Genomic DNA, 15,249 nt, shown 5'->3' with positions numbered 1-15,249 from the left:
GGACGCCGCGAGCCTAGGCCTCGCGGGCACCGCAGTGCCGAGGCCCAGCGTGATGCCGGCGGAGAATGGGGTGATATCGCCGTACATCCCAGGACCATGTGATGCCCGCCCCGGACGACCGCCGCCGACTGCTCCCCGTCGCCGGGCCGGTGTCCCGCCTACTGTGCCGGGCCGCCGGCCAGGGCGGTGCGGGCGCGGTTCAGGTAGTCGCGGAAGGCGTGGCGTTCGGGGGTGCTGAGGCCGCCGAGCATGCGTTCCTCCAGGGCGGCGACATCGTCGCGCGTGGCGCTGAGGAGGGCCTGGCCGGTCGGGGTGAGGGCGATGAGCAGGCGGCGGCGGTGCGCCGGGTCGTGGCGGCGGGTGATCAGATCGCGCTTCTCCAGCGCGGTCACCAGATCGCGCATCGCCTGCGGGGTGACGAACGAGTTGCGCGCGAGTTCGGCGCTGGTCAGACCGTCGCGCCGGTCGAGCACGGTGAGCGCCGTGTACTGCAGGGCGGTGATGCCGGTCGGCCGCAGCAGCTCGTCGAGGTGCGCGCGGACGGCCAGTTCGACCTGCTTGACCGCGTACAGCAGCAGGGGGGCGGCCTCGACCTGCGTGTCGTCTTCCATGGCCTGCGGCGCCATCGTCCCCACTCCTCATCGCCGGATGTGCGCCCCGAGTCTCGCATGACGAAACTTCCGTCCCGACCGGTGACCATTGCACGGAATCTTGATATAAGGAATCCTGTCATTGCCTCGACGCGGAGGACAACCCATCGATGAACACCGCAGCTGAGGGCACCCGCGCCAACTTCGGGCTGGGTACCTGGCCCGCCCGCCGCGCCCGGATCACCCCCGAGCGCACGGCCCTCGTCGAGGGCGGCCGCGCCCTCACGTACCGCGACCTCGCCGACCGCACCGCCCGCCTGGCCGGCCACCTGGCCGCGCACGGCGTGGGCCCGGGGGACCGGGTGGCCTACCTCGGCGTCAACGCGGCCGCCACGTTCGAGACGTTCTTCGCCACGTGGCTGCTCGGCGCCGTCGCCGTCCCGCTCAACTTCCGCCTGTCCGGCCCCGAGATCCGCTCCATGCTCGACGACTCCGGCGCCGCGGTCCTCGTGCACAGCCCGGACGCCGACGCGCTGCTCGATTCCGCCGCCCCGCTGCCGGACTCCCTCCGCCTGCGGATCCCCGTCGCCGACATCGACGCCGCCGTCGCCGCCGGACCCGGGCTCGCCGGGCCGCCGCCCGTCGACCTCGACGACCCCGCGGTGCTGCTCTACACCTCCGGCACCACCGGCCGTCCCAAGGCCGCCGTCCTCAGCCACGGCAACCTGACCTGGAACACCGTCAACCAGCTCGCCCACATCGACATCCGGCCCGACGAGCGCGCGCTGTGCATCTCGCCGCTGTTCCACGCCACCGGGCTCGGCCAGATCACCCTGCCGGTGTTCTTCAAGGGCGGCAGCGTCGAACCGGTCGCGAAGTTCGACGCCGGTGCGATCCTCGGCCGCATCGAGGAAGCCCGCATCACCAGCTTCTCCGCGGTCCCGACCATGCTCCAGATGATGTGCGAGCACCCGCGCTGGGCCGAAGCCGACCTCGGCTCCCTGACCGGCGTCGTGTACGGCGGCTCGCCCGTGCGGGAACGCGTCGCCCGCGCCTGGCTCGACCGCGGCGTACGCCTCCAGCAGGGCTACGGCATGACCGAGGCCTCGCCCGGCGTCTACATGGCGCCCGCCGCGGGTGCCGCCGACCACCCCGTCGCGGTCGGCGTGCCGCACTTCTTCACCGACGTCGCGATGCTCCGCGACGGCCGCCCCGCCGAACCCGAGGGCATCCCCGGCGAACTCCTCGTCCGCGGCCCGCACGTGTTCTCCGGCTACTGGAACCGGCCGGAGGAATCCGCCGCGTCGTTCGTCGACGGCTGGTTCCGCACCGGCGACCTGCTCACCGTCGCCGCCGACGGCTGGGCGTCCGTCACCGACCGGGTCAAGGACATGATCATCTCCGGCGGCGAGAACGTGTACCCGGCCGAGGTCGAAGCCGTCCTCCTGCAACTCGACGGCATCGCCAACGCCGCCGTCGTCGGCGTCCCGGACCCCCGCTGGGGCGAAGTCGGCGCCGCCTACCTGCAACCGCGCGAGGGCGCCGTCCTCGACGAGGCCGCGGTGCGCGCCCACCTGGCCGCGAACCTGGCCCGCTTCAAGATCCCCAAGTACGTCGTCTTCGTGACCGAGCTCCCGGCCAACGCGACCGGCAAGATCCGCCGCGTCGAACTGCGCGCCCGGGCGGCGGCCGAACTCGCCGACGTGGAAGGAACCCCATGACCAGCCCCGCCGTCCACTCGGCCGAAGCCAGCCCCGCCCTGCCCGCCTCGCTCCGGGTGGAGCGGCACGGCGCCGTCGCCGTCGTCCGGCTGTCCCGCGCCGCCAAGCGCAACGCCCTCGACGACGCCACCGTCCTCGGCCTCGAAGCGTTCTTCGCGGCACCTCCAGCCGACGTCCGCGCCATCGTCCTGGACGCCGAGGGCGACCACTTCTGCGCCGGACTCGACCTCGCCGAACTCACCGAACGCGACACGTTCGAAGGACTCCGCCACTCCCGGATGTGGCACCGCGCCTTCGAACGCATCGAACGGGGGAGCGTGCCCGTCGTCGCCGTCCTCAAAGGCGCGGTCGTCGGCGGCGGGCTCGAACTCGCCTGCGCGGCCCACATCCGGGTCGCCGAAGCGACGACCTTCTACGCGCTTCCCGAAGGACAGCGCGGCCTGTTCGTCGGCGGCGGCGCCTCGGTCCGCGTCCCGCGCCTCATCGGCGTCCACCGCATGACCGACATGATGCTCACCGGCCGCGTCGTCGACGCCGAGGAAGGCCAAGCCCTCGGCCTGTCCCAGTACCTGGCCGAGCCCGGCACCGGACTCGACAAGGCCCTCGAACTCGCCACGCGCATCGCCGGAAACGCCGAGATCACCAACTTCGCCGTGCTCCAGGCCCTCCCGCGCATCGCCGAAGCCAACCCCGCCGAGGGATACCTCCTCGAAGCCCTCATGGCCGCCGTCGCCTCCGGCAGCGACGAAGCCAAGAGCCGCATGCGCGCGTTCCTCGACGGACGCGCCGGAAAGGTCGGCCGCCCGTGACCGCCCCCGCCATGCACCCCGACACCGCGGAACTGCTGCGCGCCCCCGCCGCCGACGTGCTCGACACCACCGAACTCGGCCGCTTCGTCCGCCACCAGGGCACCGCGCACGGCCGGCACTTCGCCGACTACCAGGCCCTGCACCAGTGGTCGATCACCAAGCCCGCGGAATTCTGGGACGCCGTCCGCGAGTTCTTCGACGTCCGGTTCACCGGCCGCCCCCAGGGCGTCCTCGCCGACCGCGGCATGCCCGGCGCCCGGTGGTACCCCGGCGCCGAGCTCAACTACGCCGAGCACGCGCTGCGCGGCGCCGGTGCCGCCGACGACGCCCCCGCGCTGATCGCCTACTCGCAGACCCGCGACCGCGTCGACCTGACCTGGGGCGACCTGCGCGACCGCGTCTCCCGCGCCCGCGCCGGACTCCAGCGGCTCGGCGTCGGCCGCGGCGACCGCGTCGTCGCGTACCTGCCGAACATCCCCGAGACGATCGTCGTGTTCCTCGCCACCGCGAGCCTCGGCGCCGTCTGGGCGAGCTGCGCCCCCGAGTTCGGCGCCCGCAGCGTCGTCGACCGGTTCGCGCAGATCGAGCCCAAGGTCCTGCTGGCCATCCCCGGCTACGGCTACGGCGACAAGGACATCGACCGCCGGGCCACCGTCGACGAGATCCGCGCCGGCCTGCCGACGCTCCGCGCCGTCGTGTCCGTGCCCTACGGCCCGCACACCCTCGACGACACCGTCGGCTGGGACGACCTCCTCGCCACCCCGCCCGCGGACGCCGACCCGGGCATCGTGCAGGTCCCGTTCGACCACCCGCTCTACGTGCTGTTCTCCTCCGGCACCACCGGCCGCCCCAAGGCCATCGTGCACGGCCACGGCGGCATCCTCCTCGAACACCTCAAGAACCACGCGCTCAGCTGGGACCTCGGCCCCGGCGACCGCATGCTGTGGTTCACCACCACAGCGTGGATGATGTGGAACGCCCTGGTCTCCGGTCTGCTCGTGGGCGCCTGCCCGGTCCTCGTCGACGGCAACCCGCTGCATCCCGACCTCGACTTCCAGTGGCGCATCGCCGAGGAGACCCGCGCGACGCTCATGGGCGCCAGCCCCGGCTTCCTCATGGCCTGCCGCCGCGCCGGGCTCAACCCGGGCCGCGACCACGACCTGTCGGCGCTGCGCCAGATCGGCGCGGCCGGCAGCCCGCTCCCGCCCGAGGGCTACCGCTGGGTGCACGAGCAGTTCGGCGACCGCGTTCTCCTCAACGTGGGCAGCGGCGGCACGGACGTGTGCAGCGGCATCGTGCAGGGCGGCCCGTGGCAGCCCGTGCGGGCGGGCGAGATCTCCGGGCCCGCGCTCGCCGTGGCGGCGGCCGCCTACGACGAGCACGGCACCGTCATCGTCGGGGACCTCGGCGAACTCGTCATCACCGTCCCGATGCCGTCCATGCCCGTCGGCTTCTGGGGCGACACCGACGGATCCCGCTACCGCGCCGCCTACTTCGACACCTACCCGGGCGTGTGGCGGCACGGCGACTGGGCGCGCTTCGCCGCCGACGGCAGCTGCGTCATCGCCGGACGCTCGGACGCCACCCTCAACCGCGGCGGCGTCCGCCTCGGCACCGCCGAGTTCTACCGCGTCGTCGAGGAGATCCCCGAGGTCGCCGACAGCATCGTCGTGCACCTGGAGGACCCGAACGGCGGCAACGGCGAACTCCTGCTGTTCGTCGTCCCCGTCGCAGACGCCGACCTCGACGCGGGGCTGCGCGACCGCATCGTCCGCGAACTCCGCGGCGCGCTCTCGCCCCGGCACGTGCCCGACGCCGTCACCGCGGTCCCGTCGATCCCGCGCAACCGCACCGGCAAGAAGCTCGAACTGCCCGTCAAGCGCATCCTGCTGGGTGCCGCGGTCGCGGACGTCGTCGGGCCCGACACGCTCGCCGATCCGGCGTCCCTCGACGTGTTCGTGGCACTCGCCGCGGAACGGAGGACGGCATGACCGGCACCTCGGGTATCGCGGGTCTCTCGGGTCTCTCGGGTATCGGGCGGGTCGCGGTGATCGGCACCGGTGTCATCGGGGCGAGCTGGGCCGCGTACTTCCTGGCCCGAGGCTTGGACGTGGTCGCCGCCGATCCGGCACCCGGCGCCGAGGACCGGCTGCGCGCCGACGTCGCCGCGCACTGGCCGACCCTGCTCGCCGCGGGCGTCGCCGACGGGGCGTCCCCCGACCGGCTGTCGTTCGCCGGCGACGCCGCCGAAGCCGCCGCCGCGGCCGACTTCGTCCAGGAGAACGGACCGGAGCGCGAGGACTTCAAGCGCGCCCTGTTCGCCCGCCTCGACGAGGCCGCACGCCCCGACGTCGTCCTCGCCAGCAGCTCGTCCGGCATGGGCGCAACCGCCATCGCCCAGGACTGCGCCGCCCACCCCGAACGCGTGCTCATCGGACACCCGTTCAACCCGCCGCACGTCATCCCGCTCGTCGAGGTCGTGCCCGGGCAGCGCACCACCGAAGACGTCGTCGCCCGCACCCTGGCGTTCTACACGGCCATCGGCAAGAAGCCGATCCGGGTCCGGCAGGAGCTGCCGGGGCACATCGCCAACCGGCTGCAGGCCGCGCTGTGGCGGGAGGCGTACTCGCTCGTCGACCGCGGCGTCGCGACCGTCGCCGACATCGACACCGCGATCAGCTACGGCCCCGGCCTGCGCTGGGCGCTGCTCGGTCCGTTCGCCAACCAGCACCTGTCCGGCGGCCCCGGCGGCATCGCGCACGTCCTCGAACACCTCGGCCCACCCACCGAAGCCTGGTGGCGCGACCTCGGCGACCCGTCGCTCACCCCGGAACTCGCCGCCAAGCTGGTCGCCGGCGTCGACGAAGCCCTCGCCGGCACCGACAGCACCGACCTCGCCGCGCGCCGCGACGCGCTCCTGCAGCTCCTCCTCGCCGCCAAGGCCGAGTCCGACCTGCCCTGACCCGGCGGGCCCGCATCCGCCGTCCGGACGTGGCGGGACGGGCGGGACGCGCTGCCACGCGTCCCACCCGTCCCGCCACCACGCCCACCTCCCGGAGACCCCCATGGACCCCTTGATGGACCTGAGCGCCCTCGACGCCATCGACGTGCACGTCCACGTCGAACAGGACGGCCACGGCTGCTACGCGCTCGACCAGGAACTCCTCGACGCGTCCGCCGCCTACTTCAAAGCCGACCAGGACCGCACCCCGACGCTGGAACGCATCGCCGCGCACTACCGCGCCCGCCGCACCGCCGCCGTCGTCTTCACCGTCGACGCCGCGGCGGCGACCGGCCACCCGGCGCTGTCCAGCGAGGAAATCGCCGACGCCACCGCCGAACACGCCGACATCCTCATCCCGTTCGGCTCCGTCGACCCGCACGCCGGCAAGGCCGCCGTCGCCCGAGCCCGCCGCCTCGTCGAGCAGCACGGCGTCCGCGGCTTCAAGTTCCACCCCAGCCTGCAAGGCTTCGACCCCAACGACACGGCGTTCTACCCGCTGTACGAGGCCATCACCGAAGCCGGCGTCCCCGCGCTCTTCCACACCGGCCAGACCGGCATCGGCGCGGGACTACCGGGTGGCCGCGGCATCAAGCTCCGCCACTCGAACCCGATGCTGATCGACGACGTCGCCGCGGACTTCCCGGACCTGACGGTCATCCTCGCCCACCCGTCGGTCCCGTGGCAGGACGAAGCGATCTCCATCGCCACCCACAAGGCCAACGTCTACATCGACCTGTCCGGCTGGTCGCCCAAGTACTTCCCGCCGCAACTCGTCCGTGCCGCCAACGGCCTGCTGCGCCGCAAGGTGCTGTTCGGCTCCGACTACCCGGTCATCACCCCGGAACGGTGGATGGCCGACTTCGCGCAGCTCGACATCAAGGACGAGGTGCGGCCGCTGATCCTCAAGGAGAACGCGGTCCGGGCGCTGGGACTGGAGAAGGCCGAGACCCGTGGCTGAGTGGTCTGATCCTCAACTCCTTCGGGGGTTGACGGGGATCTTGTGACAGCCAGATGTCTGAAGCCGCGGAGGAGTTCCCGGTCTGCCGCCGCCCTGTGACCTGACGGGTTATCTCTGCGAGCGCGCGACGGGATCGTTGGGCCGCAGGCAGTCGAAAACCAGGGCCGCAAGGCGGTCGGGTCGGGTTGTGTCGGCACGTTGGCGTTGAGCGGTGAGCGCGGCCAGGACGATTGCCTGCACATCCGCGGCGTCCACGTCGGTCCGCACCACGTTGGCGCGCTGGGCGCGTTCCAGTAGCGCCGCGAAGATCTCCCGCAGGTCAGCGGCCACCCGCAGGGTCGCACTCCCCAGGTTGGCCCCGGCGCCGGCGATCGCATCGGCAAGGTCCTGCTTGGCGTGGGCCTCGCTGGTCATCCGGATCAGGAAGGCGAAGAACGCGGATCCGGCCTCGTCGGCCTCCAGAGCTTCGCGCGCGTCGCGAGTCAGCTGTTCGAGGTGCTCCACGACAACCGCCTCGAAGAGCGCCTCCTTGGTCGGGAAATGGCGATGAACCGTGCCCGGTCCAACCCCGGCCCGGCGGGCGATCTCATCCAGCGGCACACCGATGCCCTCGGCGGCGAAGGCGTGTCGCGCCGCCAGCAGGATCCGTTCCCTGTTCCGCCGCGCGTCGGCTCGCAGGGGTCGCTCGGTTCTCAATGGTCCTCCGATGTGAGGTTCTGCCCTGAAGACAACCGGGGCGGTCGCCCCGTATAGTCCTTACCGGGGCGGTCGCCCCGCTTTCTTTCATGAGGAGTGTCCCATGCCTGCTGCCACATCACGCGAGGTCGTCGACCATCTTCTTCGCCTCACGGCCAATGGGCCGACCGAGGAAATGGCCGACGTGTTCTCCGAGGATGCCGTCTTCGAGATGCCGTTCCTACCGCCGGGCGCGCCTCAGCAGGAGGCGGGGCGCGAGGCGTTCCGGGCCCATCTCCGAGGGGCCGTCGGGCTGCAGGAGTTCGATTCCGTGGACAACGTCCACATCCACGAGACGGCCGACCCGGAAGTCGTCGTCGCCGAGCACAGGCTCCACGGCCGGGTCGTCGCCACCGGGAAGCGTTTCGCGTTCGACATCGTCATGATCGCCCGGGTCCGGGGCGGGCTGATCATCTGGTCGCGCACCTACTCGAACCCGCTCGACGGCGCGATCGCCTTCGACATGGTCCATGACCTTCTCGCCGGGCTGACTGCGGCATAGCTTTCAGTCCGCCTGCCGTGCCCGTGGCCGCCGCTTGCCCGATATCCACGACCACTGCCGAGCCGGCCAACCCAGCCGCCTACGACGTCCACCGCGCGAAGGTCATCGGCCGCTGCGAGCCCAAGATGGGGACCGTGCCCTTCATGAACCTGGTCACCCAGGTCATGACCACTGAACCCTACGCAAGCGCCAGACGCGTCTTCTGGGTCGTCGACAACGGCTCCTCGCATCGCGGGAAGCGGGCCGGAAATGAGATGCCCGATGATGCCGAGACCTGCGAGGCTGCGCGGCATGGACGTGCACCTCAAGCCGTGGTCGGAATCCGCGCTCGGCCTGCTGCGGCGGATCAATACCCCGCACATGCGCCACCACGTCGGCGGGCCCGAACCGGAGGGGAAGCTGCTCGACCGGCACCGCCGCTACCTTGCCATGCCCGAAACCGGCCGCGGCTGCATGTTCGCGATCGTGCTCGGCGACGAAATGGTCGGCAGCATCGCCTACCACCAGCGTGACTGGCAAGGCGAACAGGTTTACGAAACCGGTTGGAACGTCCTACCGCCTTACCAGGGCCGCGGCATCGCCGCCGCAGCCGGCACCGCCCTGATCGCCATCGTGCGTGAGGTCGCACGCCGACCCGACACCCCCCGGGGCCTGCACGCCTTCCCGTCGGTCGACAACGCCCCCTCGAACGCGCTCTGCAACCGCCTGGGGTTCACCCTCATCGACGCCTGCGACTTCGAATACCCCCCGGGCAGCGGCACCTTCATGCGCAGCAACAACTGGCGCCTCGACCTCGCCGATCAAGCACCGCCGGAGCAAGGACAGGGCTAAGCCCGTCGATGACGCGCCGCCACGGCCGGATCTCCGGGGACACGCGGCTGTACAGCAGGGTCAACGACATCCTCGCTGAACTGGACTGGTGCCGTTCACGCCTCAGGCGCTGACAGCAGTCCCACTCCCTAGGGGTCGGACCACGGCTGCTCCCGAGGACAGGGCAGCATGGGGCGTCAGCGTGGCGAACGAAGGCGAGATCACCAACAGCATCCGGAAGTTGAGTCGGAACCCGAGGAACAGCAGCGCTGTGGCGCGAGGAGGTCGTCGCTGTCAGGTCAGGACGACGCACCCCAGCCGCTCCAGCTCGCTGATGAGCGGCAGGGAGGGATCGACTCCGTTCCAACGCAGATCCAGCTTCTCCAGCGATGGCATCAGCGTGAGCCAATCGGGCAGCCCGCGGAGGTGATTGCCCCGCAGGTCGATCTGGCGCAGTCGCGGGAGGCCGACCAGTGACTCGGGAACGTCGGTCAGGGAGTTCTCGCGTAGGTCCAGGTGACGCAGTTCGTGCAGCTCGGCTGCCGACGACGGCAAGTGCTCGATCGCGTTCCCACGGAGCCACAGCTCACGCAGGCAGCGGAGCCGGCCGATGGCATCGGGCAGGTTGGTCAGCCGGTTGTGCTGTGCCCTGAGCTCGATGAGGCCGCCCATCGCCCCGATGGTCTCCGGCAGGCTGGTGAGCGCGTTCTCACCGACGTTGAGGTAACGCAGTCGGGTCAGGTTCCCCAGAGAGTCGGGGATCCGAGACAGCTGGTTGTCGTGCAGGTAGAGGCAGTCGCTGAGCTCGGTCAGCTTGCCGAGTTCTTCGGGCACCGACGTCAGCGCGTTGTGGCCCAGGTCCAGGGTCTTCAGCCGGTGGAGCTGCCCGATCTCCGGCGAGAGGGCCGTGAGTCCGTTGTCCGCCAGGATCAGCACATCGAGCTCGGACTGCCGCCAGACCGACTCCGGCACCTCTCCGAGTTCTTGACGCCACAAGTTGAGCGTGTGCCTCACGGCCATCTCCCCGTCGTCAGCAGTCTGGGCTCCGATTCTCGTCCGGAACCTCACACAGCGGCGACGGGCCGGCGGCCGCGCACCACGCCCACCCGGCCCCACCCCGCCACCACTGTCCGGTTACGCGGCAGCCGAGTTCGGTCGGAGTGTCCGTGGGGGTCGGAGCGGCGTCGGTAGCTGGTGATCGCGGGCCCGGGCCGCCTCCCTGACAAGTCACGGCCATGTGCGGCTCAGGCGACGCGGTCGGGTTGCCCTCCGGTTGCGATACCAGGACCTCGGCGCGTCGCGAGTACGTGGGGACGACCCGACCGCCGCAAGCGCTGGGCGTGCGACGCGGGTTTCGGCTGTGTCTTCAGGTTGTCGCGCCCCCCGGGAGCGGCGCTGCCGCGTTCGGGCACTGCTCGACCACGTTGACGGCGCTCTTGAGCACCGACATGCCCCACACGGCGACGGCCGCGATGATTTCGGCGATGAAGGCCTCGATCAGGAAGACGATCTCGGCGACCTTCGCCGCGGCCCAGAAGAGCGTGGCCCAGATCGACGCGACGAGGACGGACTTGAAGAGGAGCCACAGCAGGTTCCCGGTCGCGGCCACGGCCACCAGCAGCGGTGCGGTGATGGCGGCGAGGTTGCTCGGGTTGTTCGCGATCTGCGGTGCGGCGGCCGCGAACTTCTGCAACAGGGTCGGGGCGCTCATCATGATTGCGGCCATACGCGACGCGGCTTTGGAAGCGAGCATGAACGGGCCCAGCCCCGCAGCCACGAAGAGTCCGTTGACGACGCTGACGGCGAGCATCGCCTGGGCCTGCGTGCACGGGCTAACGGCGGTGAGCGCCTCCGGGTCGATCCCGTGGCGGGCGCACAATTCCTCGAACGAGACGGGTTGGACCTGGGGAGAGAACTGCATCGCGTTGCTCAGCGTGGTGGCGGGATCGACCAGGACCGCGCTGTCGTCGCCCACTGTCCAGTAGCCGCCGTCCGCGACAGAGAACAGGGCGTTGCCGGTGCAGGAGAGGTCGACGACGAAGCTGGTCGGGGTGGCGTCCGCGATGGCCTTGAGCTGGCCGGTCGCGTCGACCGTGACCGGTTGGCCCGCGTCGGTCGCCAGGGTGAGCGCTGTGCCGATGGTGGTCACCACGAACATGGCCGCGTCCGACTGGGCGCCGGTGGCGCTGATGGACCCGTCGGACGCCACGACGAGGAAGCTGCCGTTGTCCGCGGTGATGGTCATGCGGTCGCCGACGTCCAGGAGTCCGGCCGCGTTCACGGCCGCCGCGAGGACCGGTGCCACCACGTCGGTGAGCTGAGTCCCCCCGATCAGGTAGGTCTTCGAGAAGCCCTCGACCGTTACCGCGCCCTTGAAGGTTGCCGGGGTGCCGGGGAAGAAGCCGATCTGGCCGCTGATCGTGGCGGTCTGCGACACACCGGTGACGGTCAACGGGCCGAAGCCCCAGACGTTGTTCTCGGGGACGTATGTAGGGGTGGCGAGCGCGCCGGCGACATTGAACGTCCCGTCGTCGTTCACGATCAGCGGCGAGAACAAGGTGCCCCAGCTCCCCGTGTTGGTGGTGTACACGCCGGCGAAGTCGGCGAGTTGGGACGGCGGAATTCCGGAGACGGTCGTGGCCATGGCAAATCCCTGTTTCTTCGGCGGGTGGGCGCCCAGGTGAGGCGGGCCGTGGCGGGGTTGCGTGGCAATCGACCCGCACATCGCCGCCTCGGCCGAGCATTCTGGTCGGGGCATGAAGCCCACACCGGAGTCAGCCTCCGGGACAGGCCACGCAAACCCAGCTTGCGGACAGCGAAGGCTTGGCGCACTCCCGGACCGCCAGACGGGCGAATGTCGTGCGTGTGCACGTCATCGCGGGCCGTGCCTGAACATCACCGCCCCGCCGAAGGCCGACACGGCCGCGAAGCTCGCCGTCGGCACGGCGCAGGACTTCCTCGCTGTAGGCCTGCATCGCCGCGAACAGGGAAGTTGCCTGCAACTGCACGGCGGCTACGGCTACATGACCGAGTACGCGGTGGCGCGGGACTTCCTGGACGCGCGGGGGAGCACGTTGTACGCGGGGACGACCGAGATCATGAAGGAGGTCATCGGGAGGGCTGTCGCAGGCTGACCGCCGCTGCTTCCTCCCGGGCGGTGGTTGTTGTGTGGAGATTCCGAAGTTGTGCGCTCCCGCCTCCGGTTCTGTGCCTAGCATCGCGCGTAGTTGGTTGGGTACGGAGCGTGCCGTCCCGGCGAGGTCGTGCAGGAGGAGAGCATGACGGAGACGAGTTCCCAGCCGCCGATGGCCTGGCGGTACTGCGGGAATCAGGTGAAGTTGTGGCGCATGCGCGCGGGCGTCAGCCGGGAGGAGCTGGCGAAGGAGGCGGGGTACGGCGCCGAGACGATCAAGTCGATGGAGCAGGGCCGCCGCCGGGCGACGCTGCACGTACTGACGGTCGCCGACGAGATGTGCAGCGCGAACGGGCTGCTCGTCGCCGCGCAGGACTACTTGAAGCCGGAGCGATTCCCCGCGCGGACACATGAGTTCATGGATGCCGAGGCAGCGGCGATCTGCATCAACGCATATGGGTCGACCTTGATCCCGGGGCTGTTGCAGACTGAGGCGTACATGCGGACGCTGATCAGCGAGTGCTACCCGCCGTTGGACGACGAGACCATCGAGGAGCGCGTGATTGCACGCCTCCAGCGCCAGCAGAAGCTGACGCGCAAGCCCTATGCACAATTCGGCTTCGTCATCTGCGAATTCGCGCTACGCGGCATGGTCGGCGGACGCGAGGCTATGAAGGGCCAGTTGCAGCACCTGCTCGATGTCGGCCGACTGCGCAACGTCGAAATCCAGGTGCTTCGGGCGGACGGCGGTACGACGCTCGGCCTCATCGGGCCGGTGGTGCTGCTGGAATCCGGTGAGCACGAACGGTTCGCCTATGTGGAAGGGGCGAAGACCAGCGCCCTGTACACCGACCTGGAGACCATCCACGAGTTGGCTCAACACCATGGCATGATCCAGGCACGGGCCCTCAACCCCGAGGACTCTGCGCGGTATCTCGCCGAGGTGGAGGAGCAGCTGTGAACGTCGAACTGGCTTGGCGTAAGTCCAGCTACAGCGACAACGAGGGCGGAGACTGCGTCGAGGTCGCGGGCCTTCCAGGCGTCGTGCTCCTTCGGGATTCCAAGGTCGTCGCTGGCCCTCGGTTGGTGGTCACCGCCAAGTCGTGGGATGCCCTCGTTTCGGTGACGGCGAGCCACCCGCTGGGCTGAATTTCGCGTAGCCGACGTGTAGTTGCGGGTAATCACCTGCAACTGCACGTTCGGGAGGAGTGGCTGTGAGTGGCGAACTGGCGTGGCATGAGTCCAGCTACAGCGATCATGCCGCTCGACATCAAGTGACGTGGGACAGCCTTCTATGCCTGGACAGATGCGGCTGATCTGGCGGCCTGCTCGATCTTCGCGCAGTAAGCAGTGCGGGCGTCCTGATCGATCTGCGTCTCGTGTTCGGGGCGCATCCCGGTTCGGCCGTCGACACCTTCGCGCAGGATGTCGGCGTGCCCGGCATGCCGGTTGGTCTCGCCGAGGACGTGGACCAGGATGGCGAACAGGTTCGTGTGCGCATAAGGCTCCGGCCACCACGGCACGACGCCGGGGGCATCGAGGGCAAGCTCGTCGATCGTCGCGTCCGAGTGTTCCCATGTGCGCCGGTAGGACTCGATGATCTGATCGCGCGCCTCGTCCGCGGCCGCCCACAGATCGCTGCCCTCGTGGTCCTGCCACCGGGGCAGCGGTTCCGGGGACGGCCGGTCGAAGACCTCGCCGAAGTACCGGGCCTCGACGCTTGCCACATGTTTGACCAGGCCGAGGAGGTTGGTCCCGGTCACTGTCAAAGGTCGGCGGGCGTCGTATTCGGACAGACCGTCGAGTTTCCAGAGCAGCGCCTTGCGGTCCCGCCGTAGTCTCCCGTGCAGGTTGTTCTTCGCGAATTCATCGATCATGCGGCATGAGCCTGCCAAGGGCTGCTCGTGGCCTCAAGATGCCGTACGTGGACCGCAACGACCGGCAGAGCCGAAGCCTGGCCATGGCCACCACCCTGAGCTACCCAAGAAGCTTGCGGAACGTGCCACGTGAGACGCCCTCCAAGGGGCGTCCCGTAAATGACCTCCGAGTCGCCTGGGGCATGTTCGGTGGTCGTGTAGCCCGCCCACTTACCCGGCGAGGGGGATGAGGCGTCCGGTGCCCGGGTAGCCGCCGTCGGCGATCGTGCAGGTCTTGCCGACGGCAGTCTTGGCGTCTGACGACCTGGTGATTCGTGAAGTACCGATAGTTCTTCGACCGCGCGGCGTCCGGGCGGGTTCGGCGTGAGAGCCTCAGGCTCGTGGCTACGGAAACCGAGGTGGGAGAGCTGCTGCACCAGCGCGGTTGGCGCACGGCGTTCACTGTTGCTGAACGGGTGAACGCGTGGGCCGCCCTGGTCAGCGCCGTCGAGCGCGGCTACGGCGACGACATCTACGAGTACACCAACGACCTCTGCTGCCGAAACTGGCTGCACGAGGCGTGGCTCCTGCTGGATGAACACGTCGTCCAGCTCTGGACCCCGCAGATCAAGGCTCTGGACGACCGATACAAGGCGGTGACCGTCGACGACGACGGCCAAGCACTCGACAAGTTCCACCGGCTGCCCGCCCCCGAACTGTGGTGGTGGCGGCGACATCCCCGCATCCTCACCGGAGACCTTGGGCATTCGCTTCGCTCGGCCGGCGCCGTCGGCGCCGTGCCGGACACAGCATGACCCTGAGCCTCGTGGGATTACCGGACAACTCTTAGCCAACGTGTAGTTGCGGGTGGGAACCTGCAGCTACACGTTCGGAAGGAGCAGACTGTGGGGTCTGATGCAGGTTTGGGTGACAGGTGCGGTCACGCAGCCCGGGCGGCTGGCGCGGCCATGACGGTTTCGTATTCGACCGGGGTCAGTCGGCCTAGCGAGGCTTGTCGACGGCGGCGGTGGTAAGTCCTCTCGATCCAAGTCACGATCGCGGTCCGCAGTTCCTGGCGAGTGGTCCACGATCGGCGGTCGAGGACGTTCTTCTGCAACAGGCTGAAGAACG

16 protein-coding genes and 2 pseudogenes are annotated in these 15,249 nt (G+C 69.9%); 11 read left to right on the top strand and 7 right to left on the bottom strand.

What is annotated here, in order from left to right:
- Nucleotides 1–158 precede the first annotated feature (158 nt).
- Complete coding sequence (locus ABEA93_RS38105) at nucleotides 159–626, bottom strand: MarR family winged helix-turn-helix transcriptional regulator (protein ID WP_345680556.1); 468 nt, start codon at nucleotides 624–626, stop codon at nucleotides 159–161.
- A 134-nt stretch (nucleotides 627–760) separates the two neighbouring features.
- Between ABEA93_RS38105 and ABEA93_RS38100 the strand changes: the two genes are divergently transcribed.
- From ABEA93_RS38100 to couO, 5 genes are all read left to right on the top strand, one after another.
- Entirely contained in the window at nucleotides 761–2,311 is a 1,551-nt protein-coding gene (locus ABEA93_RS38100) for an acyl-CoA synthetase (protein ID WP_345680555.1), read from the top strand.
- Complete coding sequence (locus ABEA93_RS38095) at nucleotides 2,308–3,120, top strand: crotonase/enoyl-CoA hydratase family protein (protein WP_345680554.1); 813 nt, start codon at nucleotides 2,308–2,310, stop codon at nucleotides 3,118–3,120. The genes ABEA93_RS38100 and ABEA93_RS38095 overlap by 4 nt, the downstream gene beginning before the upstream one ends.
- Before the next feature lie 11 nt (nucleotides 3,121–3,131).
- A complete protein-coding gene (locus ABEA93_RS38090; protein ID WP_425585249.1) occupies nucleotides 3,132–5,111 on the top strand; it encodes an acetoacetate--CoA ligase in 1,980 nt (659 codons plus the stop codon).
- A complete protein-coding gene (locus ABEA93_RS38085; protein ID WP_345680552.1) occupies nucleotides 5,108–6,082 on the top strand; it encodes a 3-hydroxyacyl-CoA dehydrogenase NAD-binding domain-containing protein in 975 nt (324 codons plus the stop codon). The genes ABEA93_RS38090 and ABEA93_RS38085 overlap by 4 nt, the downstream gene beginning before the upstream one ends.
- A 115-nt stretch (nucleotides 6,083–6,197) precedes the next feature.
- Nucleotides 6,198–7,082, top strand: a complete 885-nt coding sequence (couO, locus tag ABEA93_RS38080) for a 4-hydroxyphenyl-beta-ketoacyl-CoA hydrolase (RefSeq protein ID WP_345680587.1) — start codon at nucleotides 6,198–6,200, stop codon at nucleotides 7,080–7,082.
- A 108-nt stretch (nucleotides 7,083–7,190) separates the two neighbouring features.
- Here couO and ABEA93_RS38075 read toward each other — a convergent pair whose 3' ends face one another.
- Entirely contained in the window at nucleotides 7,191–7,778 is a 588-nt protein-coding gene (locus ABEA93_RS38075) for a TetR/AcrR family transcriptional regulator (protein WP_345680551.1), read from the bottom strand.
- Nucleotides 7,779–7,881: 103 nt separating this feature from the next.
- Between ABEA93_RS38075 and ABEA93_RS38070 the strand changes: the two genes are divergently transcribed.
- On the top strand, nucleotides 7,882–8,319 hold the full coding sequence (locus ABEA93_RS38070) for a nuclear transport factor 2 family protein (RefSeq protein WP_345680550.1): 438 nt from the start codon (nucleotides 7,882–7,884) through the stop codon (nucleotides 8,317–8,319).
- 261 nt (nucleotides 8,320–8,580) lie between these two features.
- Complete coding sequence (locus ABEA93_RS38065; protein ID WP_345680549.1) at nucleotides 8,581–9,150, top strand: GNAT family N-acetyltransferase; 570 nt, start codon at nucleotides 8,581–8,583, stop codon at nucleotides 9,148–9,150.
- Between the two features lie 273 nt (nucleotides 9,151–9,423).
- Here the strand turns inward: ABEA93_RS38065 and ABEA93_RS38060 are convergent, their stop codons facing one another.
- Nucleotides 9,424–10,149: a leucine-rich repeat domain-containing protein gene (locus tag ABEA93_RS38060; protein ID WP_345680548.1), complete on the bottom strand. Its 726-nt coding sequence runs from the start codon at nucleotides 10,147–10,149 to the stop codon at nucleotides 9,424–9,426.
- Nucleotides 10,150–10,495: 346 nt separating this feature from the next.
- Entirely contained in the window at nucleotides 10,496–11,773 is a 1,278-nt protein-coding gene (locus ABEA93_RS38055; protein WP_345680547.1) for a hypothetical protein, read from the bottom strand.
- A gap of 352 nt (nucleotides 11,774–12,125) precedes the next feature.
- Between ABEA93_RS38055 and ABEA93_RS38050 the strand changes: the two are divergent.
- The 3 genes and pseudogenes from ABEA93_RS38050 to ABEA93_RS38040 form a co-directional block, all read left to right on the top strand.
- Nucleotides 12,126–12,263 (top strand): annotated as a pseudogene (locus ABEA93_RS38050) (acyl-CoA dehydrogenase family protein); the annotation flags it as partial.
- 144 nt (nucleotides 12,264–12,407) lie between these two features.
- Entirely contained in the window at nucleotides 12,408–13,223 is an 816-nt protein-coding gene (locus tag ABEA93_RS38045; RefSeq protein ID WP_345680546.1) for a helix-turn-helix domain-containing protein, read from the top strand.
- Nucleotides 13,220–13,411: a DUF397 domain-containing protein gene (locus ABEA93_RS38040; RefSeq protein WP_345680545.1), complete on the top strand. Its 192-nt coding sequence runs from the start codon at nucleotides 13,220–13,222 to the stop codon at nucleotides 13,409–13,411. The genes ABEA93_RS38045 and ABEA93_RS38040 overlap by 4 nt, the downstream gene beginning before the upstream one ends.
- A gap of 143 nt (nucleotides 13,412–13,554) precedes the next feature.
- On the opposite strand, the gene ABEA93_RS38035 is transcribed toward ABEA93_RS38040, so the two are convergent.
- On the bottom strand, nucleotides 13,555–14,139 hold the full coding sequence (locus tag ABEA93_RS38035; protein WP_345680543.1) for a DinB family protein: 585 nt from the start codon (nucleotides 14,137–14,139) through the stop codon (nucleotides 13,555–13,557).
- A 222-nt stretch (nucleotides 14,140–14,361) separates the two neighbouring features.
- Nucleotides 14,362–14,439 (bottom strand): annotated as a pseudogene (locus tag ABEA93_RS42250) (IS5/IS1182 family transposase); the annotation flags it as partial.
- An 80-nt stretch (nucleotides 14,440–14,519) separates the two neighbouring features.
- On the opposite strand from ABEA93_RS42250, the gene ABEA93_RS38025 reads away from it, so the two are divergent.
- Entirely contained in the window at nucleotides 14,520–14,933 is a 414-nt protein-coding gene (locus ABEA93_RS38025; protein WP_345680542.1) for a hypothetical protein, read from the top strand.
- 125 nt (nucleotides 14,934–15,058) lie between these two features.
- On the opposite strand, the gene ABEA93_RS38020 is transcribed toward ABEA93_RS38025, so the two are convergent.
- On the bottom strand, nucleotides 15,059–15,249 hold a 191-nt coding region (locus ABEA93_RS38020), incomplete at its 5' end, for an IS3 family transposase (RefSeq protein WP_345680541.1).

Origin of the sequence: Yinghuangia aomiensis (genome assembly GCF_039542225.1) — a bacterium.
Taxonomy (GTDB): Bacteria; Actinomycetota; Actinomycetes; order Streptomycetales; family Streptomycetaceae; genus Yinghuangia; species Yinghuangia aomiensis.
The sequence above is the reverse complement of the archived record's forward strand: the minus strand, read 5'-3'. Positions and strand labels throughout refer to the sequence as shown.

What these genes read in the sequence shown, in the direction of transcription:
- ABEA93_RS38070 (WP_345680550.1), top strand. Translation starts at nt 7,882, where the DNA reads ATGCCTGCTGCCACATCACGCGAGGTCGTCGACCATCTTCTTCGCCTC.
- ABEA93_RS38060 (WP_345680548.1), bottom strand. Translation starts at nt 10,149, where the DNA reads ATGGCCGTGAGGCACACGCTCAACTTGTGGCGTCAAGAACTCGGAGAG.
- ABEA93_RS38065 (WP_345680549.1), top strand. Translation starts at nt 8,581, where the DNA reads ATGATGCCGAGACCTGCGAGGCTGCGCGGCATGGACGTGCACCTCAAG.
- ABEA93_RS38055 (WP_345680547.1), bottom strand. Translation starts at nt 11,773, where the DNA reads ATGGCCACGACCGTCTCCGGAATTCCGCCGTCCCAACTCGCCGACTTC.
- ABEA93_RS38095 (WP_345680554.1), top strand. Translation starts at nt 2,308, where the DNA reads ATGACCAGCCCCGCCGTCCACTCGGCCGAAGCCAGCCCCGCCCTGCCC.
- couO (WP_345680587.1), top strand. Translation starts at nt 6,198, where the DNA reads ATGGACCTGAGCGCCCTCGACGCCATCGACGTGCACGTCCACGTCGAA.
- ABEA93_RS38100 (WP_345680555.1), top strand. Translation starts at nt 761, where the DNA reads ATGAACACCGCAGCTGAGGGCACCCGCGCCAACTTCGGGCTGGGTACC.
- ABEA93_RS38090 (WP_425585249.1), top strand. Translation starts at nt 3,132, where the DNA reads ATGCACCCCGACACCGCGGAACTGCTGCGCGCCCCCGCCGCCGACGTG.
- ABEA93_RS38045 (WP_345680546.1), top strand. Translation starts at nt 12,408, where the DNA reads ATGACGGAGACGAGTTCCCAGCCGCCGATGGCCTGGCGGTACTGCGGG.
- ABEA93_RS38035 (WP_345680543.1), bottom strand. Translation starts at nt 14,139, where the DNA reads ATGATCGATGAATTCGCGAAGAACAACCTGCACGGGAGACTACGGCGG.
- ABEA93_RS38105 (WP_345680556.1), bottom strand. Translation starts at nt 626, where the DNA reads ATGGCGCCGCAGGCCATGGAAGACGACACGCAGGTCGAGGCCGCCCCC.
- ABEA93_RS38085 (WP_345680552.1), top strand. Translation starts at nt 5,108, where the DNA reads ATGACCGGCACCTCGGGTATCGCGGGTCTCTCGGGTCTCTCGGGTATC.